Origin of the sequence: Paenibacillus sp. RC21 (genome assembly GCF_044907935.1) — a bacterium.
Taxonomy (GTDB): Bacteria; Bacillota; Bacilli; order Paenibacillales; family Paenibacillaceae; genus Paenibacillus; species Paenibacillus terrae_A.
On record NZ_JBIYCS010000001.1, the window covers coordinates 1,142,279 to 1,160,118 of the forward strand.

General features: G+C 48.0%; 12 protein-coding genes and 1 pseudogene. 3 read left to right on the forward strand and 10 right to left on the reverse strand.

Annotated elements, in window-relative coordinates:
* The first annotated feature begins 185 nt into the window (after positions 1–185).
* Positions 186–914 carry a DsbA family oxidoreductase gene (locus ABIA61_RS04975; protein WP_283656147.1) on the forward strand — a complete coding sequence of 243 codons (729 nt, stop codon included), beginning with the start codon at positions 186–188 and terminating at the stop codon, positions 912–914.
* Positions 915–1,016: 102 nt separating this feature from the next.
* Here the strand turns inward: ABIA61_RS04975 and ABIA61_RS04980 are convergent, their stop codons facing one another.
* Positions 1,017–1,805 carry an SDR family oxidoreductase gene (locus ABIA61_RS04980; protein WP_283656148.1) on the reverse strand — a complete coding sequence of 263 codons (789 nt, stop codon included), beginning with the start codon at positions 1,803–1,805 and terminating at the stop codon, positions 1,017–1,019.
* A gap of 181 nt (positions 1,806–1,986) precedes the next feature.
* Between ABIA61_RS04980 and ABIA61_RS04985 the strand changes: the two genes are divergently transcribed.
* Positions 1,987–2,904 carry an AEC family transporter gene (locus ABIA61_RS04985; RefSeq protein ID WP_283656149.1) on the forward strand — a complete coding sequence of 306 codons (918 nt, stop codon included), beginning with the start codon at positions 1,987–1,989 and terminating at the stop codon, positions 2,902–2,904.
* Between the two features lie 443 nt (positions 2,905–3,347).
* Here the strand turns inward: ABIA61_RS04985 and ABIA61_RS04990 are convergent.
* The 7 genes and pseudogenes from ABIA61_RS04990 to ABIA61_RS05020 form a co-directional block, all read right to left on the reverse strand.
* Positions 3,348–6,421 (reverse strand): annotated as a pseudogene (locus ABIA61_RS04990) (cellulose binding domain-containing protein).
* A gap of 486 nt (positions 6,422–6,907) precedes the next feature.
* On the reverse strand, positions 6,908–8,080 hold the full coding sequence (locus ABIA61_RS04995) for a M20 metallopeptidase family protein (protein WP_283656151.1): 1,173 nt from the start codon (positions 8,078–8,080) through the stop codon (positions 6,908–6,910).
* Positions 8,081–8,191: 111 nt separating this feature from the next.
* Positions 8,192–10,324, reverse strand: coding sequence for an ABC transporter ATP-binding protein (locus ABIA61_RS05000; protein ID WP_283656152.1), 2,133 nt, complete (start codon positions 10,322–10,324; stop codon positions 8,192–8,194).
* Between the two features lie 45 nt (positions 10,325–10,369).
* Positions 10,370–11,266 carry an ABC transporter permease gene (locus tag ABIA61_RS05005; RefSeq protein ID WP_283656153.1) on the reverse strand — a complete coding sequence of 299 codons (897 nt, stop codon included), beginning with the start codon at positions 11,264–11,266 and terminating at the stop codon, positions 10,370–10,372.
* A gap of 30 nt (positions 11,267–11,296) precedes the next feature.
* Positions 11,297–12,223 carry an ABC transporter permease gene (locus ABIA61_RS05010; RefSeq protein WP_283656154.1) on the reverse strand — a complete coding sequence of 309 codons (927 nt, stop codon included), beginning with the start codon at positions 12,221–12,223 and terminating at the stop codon, positions 11,297–11,299.
* 52 nt (positions 12,224–12,275) lie between these two features.
* A complete protein-coding gene (locus ABIA61_RS05015) occupies positions 12,276–13,892 on the reverse strand; it encodes an ABC transporter substrate-binding protein (protein WP_404520239.1) in 1,617 nt (538 codons plus the stop codon).
* A gap of 287 nt (positions 13,893–14,179) precedes the next feature.
* Entirely contained in the window at positions 14,180–14,689 is a 510-nt protein-coding gene (locus ABIA61_RS05020) for a GNAT family N-acetyltransferase (RefSeq protein ID WP_283656156.1), read from the reverse strand.
* A 126-nt stretch (positions 14,690–14,815) separates the two neighbouring features.
* Here ABIA61_RS05020 and xerS point away from each other — a divergent pair, with 126 nt between their 5' ends.
* Positions 14,816–15,916 carry a tyrosine recombinase XerS gene (gene xerS, locus ABIA61_RS05025; RefSeq protein WP_283656157.1) on the forward strand — a complete coding sequence of 367 codons (1,101 nt, stop codon included), beginning with the start codon at positions 14,816–14,818 and terminating at the stop codon, positions 15,914–15,916.
* Between the two features lie 10 nt (positions 15,917–15,926).
* Here xerS and mobB read toward each other — a convergent pair whose 3' ends face one another.
* On the reverse strand, positions 15,927–16,469 hold the full coding sequence (gene mobB / locus ABIA61_RS05030; protein WP_283656158.1) for a molybdopterin-guanine dinucleotide biosynthesis protein B: 543 nt from the start codon (positions 16,467–16,469) through the stop codon (positions 15,927–15,929).
* Positions 16,466–17,743: a molybdopterin molybdotransferase MoeA gene (locus ABIA61_RS05035; protein ID WP_283656159.1), complete on the reverse strand. Its 1,278-nt coding sequence runs from the start codon at positions 17,741–17,743 to the stop codon at positions 16,466–16,468. Before ABIA61_RS05035 ends, mobB begins: the two co-directional genes overlap by 4 nt.
* Between the last annotated feature and the right edge of the window lie 97 nt (positions 17,744–17,840).

Consider the following 17,840-nt stretch of genomic DNA (forward strand, 5'->3'; position numbering starts at 1 on the left):
CGGTTACACATATAAAATATCACAGCATTTATTTTTTGACAAGTATTAAATATTTGCACGCAGGAGGCTTTGGCCTTATAATTCTAATGTAACTTATTGAGTTTCACCTTTGATAAAAAATCTAAACGTGAACTTACTCACTCCCGGTTACTCGATAAAATACGTATACATGGAGGCTTTTCCTTATGAATATCGAAGTTTGGTCTGATTATATGTGTCCGTTCTGTTATATCGGCAAACGCCGTTTGGAACAAGTAGTGAAGCAATTCCCGCACCACGATGAGGTGCAGTTGACATTTAAGAGCTTTGAGCTGAACCCGGATGCTGTAAAAGATAGTGGTAAAACGATCAATGAAGAGCTATCAGCCAAATATGGCGTCAGTCTGCAAGAGGCTCAGGCCATGAATGATCGTATGAACGAAAACGCACGCACGGCGGGTCTGCAGTACAATATTCATGCGATGGTGCCAACCAATTCTCTGGATGCTCACCGCTTAACGCTGTGGGCTCAAACACAAGGCAAAATGCTGGAGCTGAGCGAGCGCTTATTCCAGGCTGTGTTCATAGAAGGCAAGCATACAGGTGACCCTGAAGTGCTGACGGCGCTGGCTGCCGAGGTTGGTCTGGATCGAGACGAAGCCGCTGCTGTGCTGGCCAGTGATCGCTATACGGATGAAGTTAGAGCCGATGAAGCCGAGGGTGCTGAGTTGGGTGTTCGTGGTGTGCCATTCTTTGTTTTTGATCGTAAATTTGCTGTTTCGGGTGCTCAGCCGGACGAGGTATTCCATGATGCCCTGCAAAAAGCATGGGACGAACGCTCTCCGTTCACGATGGTAAGCGCAAGCTCCTCGGCAGACGATGCAGGGGGTGTATGCACAGACGACGGTTGTGAGCTTCCACGCCACGAGAACTGATTGGCCGGTGAAAGCGATTCACAGCTTCTTAACTCCCCCTCCTAAAAAGCGTGCTAACATCTGATTCATTCTGATGCTGGCACGCTTTTTTTTTAATATTTGTTACAATGATTTGATCATCCCACCATCGACAAGAATGGTGCTGCCTGTCAAATAGGACGAGGCTTCAGATGCCAGAAAGGCAATCACCCTCCCGAACTCTTCCGGCTCCCCATATCTTCCCAACGGAATACCCTCTTCTGCTTGCTTGCGAACCTGATCCAAAGTTTGCTGAGTCTTCTCGGCCCGATGCTCGTCCAAGCTTCGCACACGATCGGTTGCGATTCTTCCCGGCGCTACGGTATGTACCAGGATATTGTAAGGAGCTAATTCCAGAGACAGTGTTTTCGCCAATCCAGAGACACCCGTACGTAGTGTATTCGAGATAATAAGACCCGGAATCGGCTGCTTAACCGACGAGGATGCAATATTTAAAATTCGGCCGCTTTGTTGTTTTTTCATATAAGGTAGAGCTTCACGAATTAACCGGATATGACTAAGCAAATTTTGCTCAAAGGCTTGCAGCCAAACTTCATCCGTAAAATCATCAAAGGTTCCCGCAGGAGGCCCGCCCGCATTGTTAACTAAAATATCGACGGTGCCGAACAAATCTGCTGTACGACGGATAGCTTCGGAAATATGTTCAGGTTTCGTTACATCGCAAACCACATATTCGACGCGCCCGCTGGCCGTTTCCTGGAGTTCAGCCTGTGTATGTTGAAGCTCCGCTTCGTCCCGTCCCGAAATCACGACATTCGCACCTTCACGTGCCAACTCCCTCGCGCTTGCCTTGCCAAGTCCTTTACTGGAGCCTGCAACAAAGGCAGCTTTTCCCGTTAATCCTAAATCCATCTATGCCACTCCCTTTTCTCTGTGTTCTCTATTTAATTGTACACATGAACAGCACATAATGCGAGTAGCCCCTCTTGGGTTATATAAAATTTCATTATACGCCCAGCCTATTTCCACAGTATAATGGACAATGCACATGCATTTTTAAGAAATCGCACAATAGAAAGAAGATGAACCAGATATGTTCGGCACCATTCTTTTAGACGTGGTTTTACCTATTTTTGTACTCATCGGTTTTGGTTGTATCATGCAATATTATTTTCGACTGGATTTGTATACCTTAGCTAAGATCAATTTTTACTATATTACCCCTGCGGTTGTGTTTACCGGTCTTTATAACTCGGAAATTTCGTTAATGCTCATGGGCGAGGTTTCTCTTTTTTACGCCTTGTACATAGCCATTCTGTACGTCATCAGTACAACTGTTGCCAGATCTCTGAAGTATAGCCCCGGAATGCGGGGAGCTTTTACAAACAGTGTCATGCTTGATAATTCTGGAAATTACGGCCTGCCGATCAATCAGTTAGTATTCAAAGGTGATCCGCTGGCTACGTCCGTTCAAGCACTGATTATGACCTTTCAAAGCTTTGTCACCTTTACATACGGTACCTTTGTTGTACAGAACGGCAAGGCCGACACTCGAAAAATTCTGATTAATTTTTTGAAAATGCCGGTTCCTTATGCCCTCGTACTGGGCTTGCTGCTAAACCTGTTACATAGTCCATTGCCCAATTTACTGGCAGAGCCGTTGAATTATATCAGCCAGTCGATGGTTGCCGTTGCTCTGCTTACCTTGGGAGCGCAAATTGTGCAATATCCCTTTCGTCTACGGCGTACAGCCGTGTATATCAGTATGGTGCTGCGTCTGATTGCCGGTCCTGCGGTCGGTTTTCTGCTCGTACTCCTGCTTGGGCTTAAAGGGATTCCAGCACAAGCCCTGCTGATTGCATCCGGTATGCCTACCGGTGTTAATACAAGTATTTTAGCGGAGGAATATAAAAATGAACCCGATTTCGCAGCTCAAACGGTACTGCTCTCAACCATTGTGAACGTCATTACGATGACGCTATTGATTTCAGCATCCCGGTACCTTGTTTGATTTGATTGGATTATACAAGCCGAATAGTGCTTCCCATCGCCAACACTTTGCTTGTACAGCACTATTCCGCATACTCCGTTTTTAACGTTCATTTTTTCGTGTTCGACTTATATGGAACCGCTTTTGTCTGAGGACAAGAGCATTTTTTTCTCAAAAAAAGAACATACGTTCGGGATGATTTGCCTTTTTCCTGATTAAAGTGGTACGTGTGTTTTGTGGAGATCGTGTGCGAGAAAGAATTGTTTATCTATTATGAACTTTTCATATAGTGAAATAATTATATTGGTGTGTTAATGAGAATCAACAATGCCAACAAAAATAAAGCCAGCTCGCTCATCAGGAGTGGCTGGCTTTAGGATTATTCTTATGCTAAATGCTGCAAAGCAGTTTAGCCATTTTAGCAAAAGTCCCCTTTCGTTCGGATTTAGCTTACTTATCAGGGTTTACGGCTCTATCCCCCATTGCTTGCTTCCAGACAAGTAAGCAGTTACCCTAGTGGAATCTTTTAAACTGGTTGCTGTGGCGTCAAAGGAATAATCATCGGTTTGGGTGTAATTGCTCCAATCCGCTTTGGATATCCGTGTTTGTAGCTCCACACTTTGACCGGGTCTAAAGAACCCGCACCTGGCTTAAAGCCAATTTCCACATAAGAATCTGCTCCCGGTTTTGGATTGGACAGCGTTTTGAATCTGGCGATCACATTCTCAGGACCAACACTTGACCAATCTGCGAAGAAATTTTGGGACTTCTCCCCATTTATAGTGTAATAATAACGCATCGTCACATCGGCAAGGGAAACGGACGAGCTTCCTGTATTCGTAATTTTAAACTTGGAGCTGATCGTATTACTTGTTTCGGATACATTCCCATTGAAGGTCTGTACCTTGAGAACACCCTGTTCTGTTCCCGGCTCGCTAGATGTATTTTCTTTTACTGTCACCGTGAACAGCACATCGCTACCTGCATTAAAATGAAACGTTAGCGCTGTGTCTCCTTTAGGGAGTTTGGACAAATACCTATTGGAGAAGGTGACCGTTTCGCCATTGAGCGTATAATCTTCACCTTTATTCAGCACTACGCTGCCCTGCTGGATGGCGTCTAACGTATTTCCGCTAAGTGTAAGCTTGACGGAAATATCAACATTGGTATTATCCGGTCCATAGGTTGCAGTCGTCGGCGTAATGCTAGACTGACCCGCAGATGGTTGATCACCGTTCACTCGATCCGCCACCAGAATACCGCGGCCATTTGTTCCCAGATAAGCACGTCCATAAACTCGTGGGTCACCGATAATGGTGGTCACCCGAGCATATTGATGCTTGTCGTCATTAATGCGTACCCAGTTTGCGCCAGCATCGTCCGAACGGTAAAATCCGCGTGTACCGTCGATTTTACCAACGATGAATACAGCTGCATTGGTACGATTCGGTGCTGCTTTACCAAAGCCTACAAAGTCTGCCTCCTGCACATTAGCGAGCTTGGTGAACGTAACACCGGAATCCTTGGAATGCCACAAGCCGTATGGCCCTCCATCCTCAGAACCCCCAGCGAACCACACATCCCCTTCTACTCCACGTACTGCATCAATATCGGCATTACCTACGGTTGGCAAGCCAGATACCGCCGAGGCTGTGAACGATACGCCTCCATTGGTGCTGACATATATTTTTCCGGCCGCGAACGCATAGTATTTGTTGGAATTCACCCGATCCGAGGCAATCTTCGCGTTCGCTGGAATACCTGTACTTGCGGTCCATGAGTTGCCGCCTGTTTTGGAGTAAAATACGCCTTTGTCCGAGGTACTCCAGAGTAAGCCATTACCATCGGCCGCAACGGCTATGCTTCCCCCTCCTGCTGTGCCGGAAGGCTCACTGTTCGCTTTATACCAGTTTGCTCCGCCATCATTGGAGAAGCCGATGGATTTGGCATTCGGATCTTTTTGGTAATCGGCTTTGCCTACCCGCGCCATAAAAGCTGGATTCAGCTCGGCATAGTCGATACTTTCACTGCTTGTAAAAGTGGGATTATCCAGCATTTTAGCTGGAGCCTTGAACAGATCGTCATGTCTGAAACCGGAGACATCCCCTACTGCGCTCACCAAAGGTGCACCGGTTGGAGGGCTTACAAGATCCAAAATCGCAGTTTCCTCTACCCCCTTAGCTGCTACCGAAATGTCCAGCTTACCGCCCTTGTCCCAGTTGGTCACATTTTTGGAGCCGTAAATCGTAGCTCCTGTGCCGTATAACATATGGTCTGAATTAAATGGATCAATCTCCAGATCCCCGATCATCCAGCCCAGCTTGGGCGATACTTCCGGCGGAGCAGGGTTGGCATTGAAAGTCAGCCAAGGTGCAGCTGTTATATCCAAATTGTATTTCAGCTTGCGAGTTGGATAACCATCGAATTCCCAAATGGGGCTCCAGGTTGCCCCACTGTCGGTGCTGCGATAAATCGTTGCATCCGGCCACCAGGAATTCAGCGTAGCCACCATCAGAGTACCCGGCTTCTGAGCGTCTACTGTCAGTCCACCATATCCAAAATAATTATCCGTGCTGCTACTGGCAACAGGACTTATATTGGTCCATTGACCACTGGCTGTATTCAATTTCCACACATCACCCTTTGTCCCGTCATATGGACCTGCTCCATCGCTATAAGAGATATACAGGTTGCCGTCCGATGACAACACGCCATGATGTGGCAAATAGCCCTTAGGTTGCCCTGCTACAGCAGACCAGGTTGTCCCGCCATCTGTACTGCGATAGACACTTTGATTCTTATCAGCTACCCCCACATAAATCGTCTGTGTAGCTTTGCTGGAAGAGCCCGTCTTTTTGTCAAACGTAATCCAGGCCAAACCGACGATATCACTGGTGTACTCATTGGAAGGGTCCTGAACATACGTGCCCGGATTTGGGAAGCTGCTTACCTTGCTCCAGGTTGCTCCGTAATCCGAGCTTTTCCATAGTCCATTACCACTCCGTGCCCCGAAGAACAAAATATTGTTCTTATTGGGATCAATCGTCAGCCTCTCCCCCATCGATCGGCCTGGCATATTGCCTCCCACCTTAAAAGGAAGCTTCGTTGTCTGCCACGTATTGCCCCGGTCGGTCGACCGCATAATCTGCCCGTTTTGCTTGTCCCAGGAATTGGTATACGTACCTGTAGCTATATATACACGATTCGGATCAACAGGATCGGTCGCCAACGCATCTACGCCATTTTTGTTCCAATCTTCCCAACCCACAGAATCCGTCAACGGAATCCAGCTCTCGTCAGCGGGATTCCAGCGGTAAGCACCTCCGATATCCGTACGGGCATAGATCAGATTTTTTTCCTTCTCATTAAAAATGATACCAGGCACAAAACCGCCACCGCCACCCGTGACCACACTCTTCCAGGTGTACTCATCACTTGGAGCGGCAGCATGTGACTGCGTTATCAACCCTGTCCAGGAAGCACCCGCTACCACAAGCGCCAAACACGCGATCCTAAACCTGCTTTTTGCCTTAGTCAATGAATTCAACCTCCTTCTCTATATTCATTTGAATATGCGAGTCATTTCCAGATGAAAGAAATCAGTCGATTCCAGATTCGTTCCTAATCATTGTCTTTCCAACAACCAACATAGTCTGATAAAAGCTTCTCTCGGCCTCACCCCCAGTCGTTATCAATGAAATACAACAGGAATCACATTTTATAAAGCGCTTACATTTGTCTCGCTCAATAGATTCGTCATCCTTTTCTCATTTCCTTGTGTAAAAAATCAAGATTATGTTAATATCATTACTTACTCCACAGCTTACAGTATGGGTTTGATCCTTTACTTGGACATTGATACCTTTTACGTATTTCTATTATGAATTTTTCATGTATTGAAATAATTACTTCATTTCTCATTCTTTAATATCTGTCAAAATACTTTGATATACGCCAAAAAACCGCGCTATGCGCGGTTCCGGTTTACGTGAATGCCATCGATAAACTTTAAATATATCCTTTATTATTGCAAATATTCAAGCGCCAGTGCCAAAAATATGTGACCTGACACAAGCAATGCACGTTCATCAAAATCAAAATGAGGATGGTGGTGAGCATAATGTGTTCGTTCATCCTCATTACGCGCACCCACATGAATGAAAGCTCCCGGCCGTTTCTCCAAATAATAAGCAAAATCCTCTGCTCCCATGACCGGCTTCAGATCCAGAAAAGCGTCTGCTCCATACAGCCTGCCGACAAGCTCGCGAACACGTTCGGTTTCGGCTTCAGCATTCACCAGTGAAGGATAGCCATTCAGATAGTCAATTTCATATCCTGCATGATAAGCCTCAGTCAACCCCTTGACGATACTGCGAATTTCATTCTCGACTTCCTTGCGCACTTCTTTATTAAACGTACGCACCGTTCCTTCGATTTTAGCCTTATCCGCAATGACATTGAAGGCGGTTCCTGCCTGAAAAACACCAATGGTCAACACTGCTGATTCAATAGGGTCCACCCTGCGGCTGACCACCTGCTGTAATCCATTCACAATTTGGCTACCGATGACAATAGAGTCTACCGTCTGATGCGGTCGCGCGCCATGCCCGCCTTTGCCATTGATCTGAATCGTAAATGCATCGACAGCCGCCATGGCGGGCCCACTCTTTAATCCAATTTTACCAAGTGGAATTTCAGATGCGAGGTGAATACCGTATACCGCCTCCACCCCATCCAGACAGCCATCCTCAATCATGAATTTGGCTCCGCCAGGCGGTTTTTCTTCCGCATGTTGAAAAATAAACACAAGCTTTCCCTTCAGCGTCTCACGGTTATGGCTCAACACGCGTGCCACTCCTAGTAGCGCAGCCGTATGACCATCATGTCCGCAAGCATGCATAACACCAGGAACGGTCGATTTATAAGGCACATCCTTTTCATCCTGAATGGGAAGCGCATCAAAATCAGCACGAAACGCAATCGTTCTGCCCGGCTGGACGCCTTCTAAAAACCCGAGCACACCGTTTCCACCCACATTCGTTCTTACCTCAATACCAAAAGAGCGCAATTGATCGGCGATAAATGCAGACGTATTCGTTTCTTCAAAAGAAAGCTCGGGATGCTGATGCAGATGTCTTCTCCACGCAATCAGGTCTTGCTCACCATCTTTTAATTCCTGAACCCATTTCTCTAGCATAATACCCTCTTTTCCTATTGAATTTATATACTTCTATCCTTATCTTACCATGAATTTACTGTAGAATCTCCTATGCTGTCGATATCAAGCCAAAGAAGATATGTCTTTGATTTAGGCAGGGTAGTGACAAGCGGCATAATGTCCTGTGCCAATCGCTGTCAGTTCCGGCGCTTCCTCACGGCAACGCGAGGTCGCCAGCGGACAGCGGGTATGAAAACGACAGCCGGACGGTGGCTTCGCAGGCGAAGAAATCTCACCTTGTATCGTAATCAGCTCCCGCCGGTTTTTCGGATTCAGATTGGGGATGGAAGCAACAAGCCCTCGGGTATAGGGATGCGCCGGATGTCGGAAAAGCTCCTCGCTTGGCGCAATTTCTACGAGCTTACCCAAGTACATAACCCCAATCCGATCCGATATATGCCGGACGATGTGCAATCCGTGCGCGATAAACAAATAGGTCGTATCCAGCTTACGCTGTAAATCCTGAAGCAGATTAACAATTTGCGCCTGAACGGAAACATCCAAAGCCGACACTGCCTCATCCGCCAAAATAAACTGCGGTTGCAGCGCAATTGCACGGGCAATCCCGATCCGCTGGCGCTGTCCTCCCGAAAATTCATGCGGAAATCGTGTGATCAGCGAAGGCGACAATCCGACTGAACTTAGCAGTTCCTCAACCCGTTCCCGTTTGGCCTTGCCACTCAGCCCTTCATGAACCGCAAGCGGTTCACCGATAATATCCCCCACATTCCAACGCGGATCAAGTGATCCGTAAGGGTCTTGAAAAATCATCTGCATATCACAGCGTGCAGCTCGTAATTCGGAATTCCCTAACTTTGTCAGCTCCCGATCCCGAAACCATACCTGCCCTGAGGTTGGGCGTTCCAACTGCATCAGAAGACGGCCTAAGGTAGATTTACCGCTGCCGGATTCACCGACCAGTCCAAAGGTTTCACCCTGCCGGATTGAAAATGATACATCATCCACCGCCCGGATGGAAGCACCTGCCCGACCGGGAAAGCTTCTTTTCACCGGATAATACTTGCGAAGTCCATCCACCCGAAACAAATCCTGCTTGTTCTGCCCGGTGTCCGTGACAGTTACATTGGATATTACAGATTCCTTTACCTGTACGCCATCACTGCTCACCTCGACCGCATCAACAGCAGATACGTACGTCACTTCTTTCTTTACTTCTGCCGCTTCTTCAACAGCATCTGCCGAGATTCGCCCTTCCACCGATAGCTCTGAAATGCGCCAATCACCGGACGCAGCCAACTGCTCCGAATGCCAGCAAGCTACCTCGCGTCCATCCTTGGCAGCTAACGGAGGCGCTTCGTTTTTACATTGATCCGTCGCATGCGGGCAACGCGGGTGAAACAAGCAGCCGGACGGCAACGCACTCAGGCTGGGGATGGCCCCCGGGATCGAAAACAGCTTGCTGCTGCGATCTGTATCCAGCGTTGCCACCGAACGAAGCAAACCTCTTGTGTACGGGTGCAGCGGCAGCTCGAACAGTTCTTCCGTTGCGGCCTGCTCCACGACTCGCCCGGCATACATCACGACAATTCGATCCGCAACCTCCGCCGCAATACCCAAATCATGCGTAATCAACAGAATCGACATGTTGAATTCCGCCTTTAATTCCTGAAGCAACTGCAAAATTTGGGATTGAATCGTTACATCCAGCGCCGTCGTCGGTTCATCCGCAATCAGCAGTTCAGGGCCACATGACAGCGCCATCGCAATCATCGCCCGTTGCAGCATCCCGCCAGACAGCTCTCCGGGATACTGCTTCATACGGATTTCTGGCTCGGGAATCCCTACTCTGTTTAGCAAATGAACCGCATGAGCCCATGCCTGCTTCCGTGTCTTCCGATCATGCTCCATAATGATTTCCATCAGCTGATATCCAATAGTGTACACCGGATCAAACGCAGCCATCGGCTCCTGAAATACCATCGCCATCTTTTTACCGCGAAGTGAGCGTAATTCCTGCTGCGACAAAACAGTCAAATCTATGCCCTTCAACCGTATTTGTCCTTGGGCAATTCGTCCGTTTTCATAATCGATCAGCCGCATAATCGCCTTGGAGGTAATCGTTTTTCCGCTACCAGATTCACCAACGAGGCAGACCGTTTCCCCCGCCCCAATCGTCAGCGATACGTTGTCGAGTGCTTGCAGCAAACCTTTTTTAGTGTGAAAATCGACCGACAAATGTTCAATCTCCAGCAATGATGACAAACGAACTCCCTCCTTCTATAGCACTAACGAATAGGCTGCCTGATGCTAGTTTGCGTTCTTTTTCGGGTCCAGCTCATCTCTCAGCTTGTCGCCCAAAATATTGACCGACAGCACGAACAACGTAATGGCTAGACCAGGAAAGGTGCATATCCACCAAGCCACTGTCAAATACCCGCGTCCCTGAGACAATACCGTTCCCCAGTCCGGAATTTCTTTTACCGTGCCAAGCCCCAGAAAGCTTAATCCCGATCCGGCCAAAATAGCGCTGCCGATTCCAAGCGTCGCCATCACAAGCAAAGGTGACAGGGAATTAGGAAGCACATGTCGCCAAAAGATGCCGAAAGGTGTAACTCCGATGGAGCGTGAAGCCGTAACGTAAGAACGTCCTTTTATACTCATTATCTGTCCCCGCATGACCCTTGCGTAACCCGGAACAGCAGATATGGCTACCGCCAGTACGATATTAAACAAACTCGGTCCAAGAGCTGCCGCAATCGCTAAAGCCAACAGAATGCCGGGAATGGTCATCAAAATATCAATCAATCGCATCAGCACTGTGTCCACGATGCCACCGATGTAGCCTGACAGTGCTCCGATGATTCCACCAGCCAGACCACCGACGAGCACCGACATAAAGCCGATAAACAGGGAATCCCTACTTCCATGAACAACCAAACTGAATATATCCCGTCCAAAATAATCCGTTCCGAACCAGTGAGCAGCGCTTGGACTCTGTAAAATCTGGTCGCTTAACATTTCTGTTGGCTCATAGGAAGCAATCCATTGCGGAAACGCCGCACAGGCGATCACGAATACAATAATCAGTCCTGCCGCATATATGAACCCATCCGACACTCCCCCAAACCGCAATCTTCCAGTTTTCCAAGCTACCCGCTGCTTTCTTTCCTTCCAGACTGTTTTGGCCGCCATCGTTTCTCTCAACTGTCTTCCTCCTCCCTGATTCCTGCCGACTTACGCCGAGCGTCTAACCCTTGGATCAATAAATGTATAAGATATATCCACCAATAGATTTACGATCACGTACATGATGGCAGAGAACAACACAACTCCCTGCACAACTGGTAAATCCTTAGCCATTATCGCATCCGCAATTAAACGTCCAATACCTTGTCGCGAAAATACCGTCTCACTCACAACTGCTCCGGCCAGCATTTCTCCCATCAGCATCCCAATCATCGTTATCGCCGGAATCAACGCATTACGCAGTGCATGGCGATACATAATGACCTTCTCCGATAAGCCTTTGGAACGGAGTGTAACGATGAACTGCTCATTAATGACCTCCAGCATACTGTTGCGTACCATTCTGACAATAAACCCTGCACCGACAATGCCCAAAGTGAGAGACGGAAGCACAAGTGTTTTCCAGCCGTTCGAGCCCATTGCAGGCAGCCACCCCAAATGAATGGAGAAAATAAGCAACAGCAAAATTCCCGACCAGAATGTGGGCATGGAAATGCCGAACAATCCGACGATTCGCGCGATGATATCAATTGGCTTATTCCGATGAATGGCCGACAGTACTCCAAGCAGGACACCGATGATGACCGAAATGGCAGAACCGACAAGCGTCAACGCCAATGTAGGCGGGAAATTAACCCATATCTTAGGCAACACCGGATCAGCATTCAGCAGTGATTTTCCAAAATCGCCTTGCAGCAGCTTTCCAAAATAGTTTAAAAATTGCACATGGAAAGGCTGATCCACTCCTAGCTGATGACGCAAATTGGCGATCATTTCTGGCGTGGCCGTCGAAGGGTCCAAAATCGAATCTACCGGGTCTCCCGGAAGCAGATACAAAATGCTGAACACCAGAATACAAGATCCCAGAATAACCAACAGAGAGGTAACAAATCGATCTACAACTGCTCTGACCATGACGTACATGCTCCTTTCTGTTTGGAATGTTCTCAGAGCTCATTTACAAAGCCTATTTTTGAATACGCACATCGTTAAACAGCGGATAACCCACTAAATCAAATTTAAGACCTTGTACGGACTTGGCGGCTCCAACGGTATAAGGGAATACATAAATCGGAATGATAACGGCTTGATCACGGATCAATTGTTGTACCTTTTTGTAAATTCCCTCCCGCTTGGCATCATCCTTTTCAATCGCTCCCTGCTCCAGAAGCTTGTCGACCTCCGGATTGGAGAAGTTAGGCAGCGTAGGCCGCTGATTCGGAGCCGCTGTGTGGTAAAAAGCATATAACGCGTTCGGGTCCACATTGACCTGACTATTCCCGTAGAAATCATAGTTTCCGTTCGTATATACAACCGTTGCAACATCCTTGGTAATTTCTATCTTCACATCAACACCGATTTTCTTTAGCTGTTGCTGGATAATCGCTGCAATGTCGTTGCGCTTTTCACGATTCGGCGTACCATCTACATAATGCAGCGTCAGACGTTTTCCATCCTTCACTCGAAAACCATCCGCACCTTTAACCCATCCCAGCTCATCCAGAAGCTGATTGGCCTTGTTAACATCCGGCTGTAAGCCGTTTTCCAGTGATTTATCATATGCGAAAATGCCCGGAGTAAGCGATGACCATGCCTGCTCGTAGGTGCCCAGGTAAAGGGTTTTGACAATCGTTCCCACATCAATACCGTATTGTAACGCCTGTCTGGCCTTCAATTCATTCCACGGCGCCTTCTTCTGGTTAATGAACAGCGTGTACGGTAAGCCTAGGGTATTGACCTGCAACAATTGAAAATTTGGGTCACTCTTAAGCGTTAAAATGTTTTGTGGAGGAACTGTTTCTGCGGCCAAAGCCTGCCCACTCTGCACGCTACCGATCCGTGTCGCTTCCTCCGGCACGATTTTAAAGGTCACGCTATCTAAATACGGTGCTCCCTTGTTCTCAATGGTTTCCGGTGCCCATTTGTAATCCGGGTTACGCTCAATTTTGATTTCCGCATTTTCGTCCCATTTTACAAACTTGAAGGGGCCTGTGCCCACCGGATGCTTGCCGAATTGATCTCCATATTTCTTGACTCCTGCAGGAGAAACAATAGCTACTGCCGGGATCGTTAAATTGCTCAAAAATGCCTGTGATGGTCGTTTCAGATTCAGCTTAATCGTGTATTCGTCTATCACTTGTGAGGATTCATACGGGGCCAGCAAGTTAGCAGCATTACCAACTACCGCTTGCGGATCAATAATCCGGTCATAGCTGAATTTGACTGCTTCCGCATTAAACGGAGTTCCGTCATGGAACTTGACGTCCTTGCGCAGCTTGAACGTATAGCTTTTGCCATCCTCGGAAACGCTCCATTCGGTGGCCAGCCAAGGCTTAATCGTATTGTCCGGCAGCTTTACAACCAAATTGTCGAATATCCCCCGATACACCCGGGATGCTACGGCCAACCCACTCTTATGAGGGTCCAGTGAATCCGGCGATGTTGCCAGCGCATAGGTCAGGTCCCCACCTTCTGCGGCTTGCCCGCCTCCCGCTACATTTGCCCCGGTATTCGTAGAATTGGCTCCTCCATTACCTGAGCATGCCGATAATATCAGCACCAGCGACAGAGTTAGAGCTAACATTTTCGCATATCGACTTGTTCGTTTCACTTGTAAAACACTCTCCGTTCTCGTGGGTAATTTTATGAATGCATTGCATATTTGAGGCCGATGTTACATTGTTGATAATTCCAATAAGTTATATATGGATTATACAAAATAACTGTATACCCGTGTTTTTATAGTGTCAATGCAAGTTCTAATTGGAATGATCTATGGATGGATAGAAGACTTAAATTGACAACGCAAAAAAGAGCCGACAGGATGCTCTCCCCGACTCATTTTTGTAGCTAATCACAGTTTTGAATTTTTCAGGTATTGAAAAACTGACTTATATTCCCTCGTACCGGATGAGTCTGCTCCCTGTAGTCCCCATCCGTATAACTGCCAATCACCTTCCGCCAAAAGGACTGCGCTGGCCTGTTCGTGCTCATCTGCGTTACCTTCCAACGCCCGGCAAAACATCCAAACAGCTCATGAGCCGCCCAAGTACCGACCCCATTATGCCGATAAGGACGAAGCACAAAGAACTCAGCCATGTAGTAGTCAGCCTCCCGATTGCTGGACATTCGGTCAACCAATGCGAAACCTACTGGAACGTCCTGTCTCCAGATTAGAAAAGGCAGCTTCTGTTCACCGCTTGTCCAGTATTGATACAAGTCCGGGTAAGCCGGGAATGTGCCGTTTTCAGTAACATCAATTCGAAGATAGGCTGTAAAATCATATAAATAAAATTGCATGAGCTGCACAATAATGCCCTTCTGCGACTCCGGTGCACTTTTTATGGACAGCTTCAATTCCGACTGGATATCATACCCCATATTTTCACCTCTCTTGGCGGATCAGTTCGTTGTTTACTTCGATTTGCATCCCATCTACATTCCATCCGGTGCTGTTCAAAATATGCTAAAATACATATATATTATGACCGGACGAGGTGGAGCCCAATGAATATACAAAAGATCATCGACCGGCGCAAACTGGATGAAAAAATGCCGGGATTACCATGGTACGTGCAGCAATTTATGGATTACAAGCTACCCGACCTGTCCCCTTCCACATTGCTGGAATATGTGCGGGATTATGAAGCTTTTTTTACATGGCTTCGCTCAGAGGGCTTGTCTGCCGGAGAGACGAACGCCCAAGTTACGCTGGAAGAATTGGAGACGCTCCATATGGATAGTATTACAGGCTATCGTTTGTTTCTATCGACTAAGCGTGAAGGCTCCAATTCCCGCATTACGATTTCACGTAAGCTTTCGTCCCTGCGTTCCCTCTTTCATTATTTGAGCCAGATCGCTGAGGATGAAAACTTTTATCCTTTGCTCAAACGCAACATTATGGCCAAGGTCGAAATCAAGCGCATACATAAACCCAAGGACACGGCGGCCAAGCTCAAAGGTAAAATACTGGAGGAGGAAGAGCTGCTTGAATTTATCGGCTATATTTATGAAGGCTATGGACAAGATTTGGCCGGTAACAAGCAGGCACTGTACTCTTATGAGCTGAACAAGGAACGGGACGCCTGCATTGCCAGTCTCATTCTGAACTCGGGCCTGCGCGTATCTGAAATCGTCAATCTGAATCTGGACGATCTGGATGTAAACAATAAATTACTATATGTGTACCGTAAAGGCAACAACGACGAGACCTTTAAAACGCCAGTATATTTCCGCGAGCAGTCCAAAGATGATCTGGCGCTCTATTTATCCCTGCGGCATACCCGTTATCGCGCGCCCAAAAAGGAAAAATCACTTTTCGTCGCACGTCCCAACGGCAGTACAGAAGGCAAACGGATGACCAAAAGAGCGATTCAGGCGATGATTATCAAGTATGCCAAACGGTTCGGCAAGCCTTACCTGACCGTTCACAAGCTCCGTCATTCCTTTGCCACCGACTACTATCTGCAAAACGATATTTACAAAACGAAGGAACAACTCGGTCATGCTTCCACGGAAACGACAGAAGTCTATGCCCATCTGACCGACAAGACCATGTCCCAAGCGATTGAACGGCGGGTGGAGACTCAAACCGACTCAGCCGATTGATGTCTCAGCCCTACTCATCCCGGACTTCTTCTCTTTGCTTCTGAATCTGTCCAAGTAACCAGCGGCCTACCGGGCCGTTGGCGTCGGCGGGAAATATCTGCATCGTTTTATCCGAAAAATGGCTCTGTGCCCAGCCCGTTTGATCCTCCCAAACCGCTACTCCCTGTACATTGGTCAGCTCTGTGGTAAGCTTGGCATTTGATTGTTCCCGTACCATGACCAGCTTCGGATAATGCTCCTGCTTGAAGCCTTCCAGCAACACGCAGTCGTATGCCTGAAAATGCCGGATCAGTCCGGCAACAGGCCGACTATGCTCCTCTAAAATGGCTGTTCTTCCACCTGAAACAATGGCTACGCCTTCGGCTCCCGCTAGTCGGTGCTTGTACGTATCTGTTCCCACATGATCCATCTCAAACTCATGTCCATCATGCTTGATCACAGCTACGCGTAGCCCGGACTCCCGCAAATAACGAATCAACCCTCCGAGGAAGGTCGTTTTCCCCGAATTTTTGAATCCGACGACCTGACATACATACGGATTCGTCGTATTCACGTCACCTGTCCGCCTTGAAGTACCAGCACACGCACCTCTTCCCCTGCACGCAAGCCTTCTGTTGTTGGAGGAACCACGATCAGACAGTCGGTGTCCTTAATCGTCACCATGACGCTGGATTCATCTACTCGCGCAGGAATTGCGTATACTTGCCCGCTGCGTATTTCCAGGGAGCTGCGTACAAAACGGGTAAAATTATTCACCTTCGTATAATCTGCTCCCAACCGCGCCGTCCAGGTTTGCAAATACGGCTGCTCTGAAGACAGCATCATTTGGATGGTGGGTCGCACAAACAACTCACAGCCTACAAAGCACGCACCGGGATTGCCAGAAAGCGCAAATAGTAGCTTGCCGTCAATCACCGCGGCTGTGGTCACACTGCCTGGACGCATTGTGACCTTGTTGAACAGCATATCCACATCCTCCTGTCGTACCAGATCGCCCATAATATCAAAATCCCCCACCGATACTCCGCCACTCGTAACGACGATATCGTAGGCAGCTATCGCTTCACGTACAGAAGCACGGGCGAGAGCCAAATCATCATGAATGGCTTGCAGGATGAACGGCTCCCCCCCTGCCTCCCTGATTTGTGAAGCCAGCATATATGTATTGCTGTTCCGAATTTTCCCCGGCTGCAACGGCTCATCCACGGCAAGCAATTCCGAACCTGTGGAAAAAACGGCCACCCGTGGCTTCCTGTAGACGGGTACCCGATGTACACCAAAGGTAGCCAGCACCGAGATGTGCCCTGCCCCCAGACAGGTTCCTTTACTAAGTAAAAGCTGACCTTCCTGAATCTCATGGCCGATTGTCGTCACATTTTTACCGATTCCCATGCGCTTCTTCAAGCCGACATATACCTGTCCATCTTCTTCACGTAGCTGTGTCGCTTCCAGCATAACAACCGTATCGGCCCCTTCAGGTAATTGTGCTCCTGTCATGATGCGGGCCGCCAATCCCGTCTCCACCCGCTTGTCCGATACGGTGCCGCATGGGATTTCATCAATCACGCGTAGCCAGATTTCCTGACCGGACGAACAGACTTCAGTGTCCGAACCAAGGATGGCGTATCCATCCATGCCTGAACGACGGAAGCTGGGATACGGGTGTGGTGCGGTCAAATCCATCGCCAAATAACGTCCATGCGCCTGCTCCAGTCCTACATCCTCCCGCTCTCCCTGTTTAACATGAGCAGCTATTCTGCTTTGCGCTTCTTCCACTTGAACCGCTTTGCGCTGAAATTTGTTCGAATTGAATTGTGCCTGATTCATATCTTCACTCCGTTCTTCTGAAAATGCCCTCTTTCTGTTATAACGCTAAAACCGTTATCTGGCAAATCCGAGCCATGTTTATTGAGTAGCGACAAGT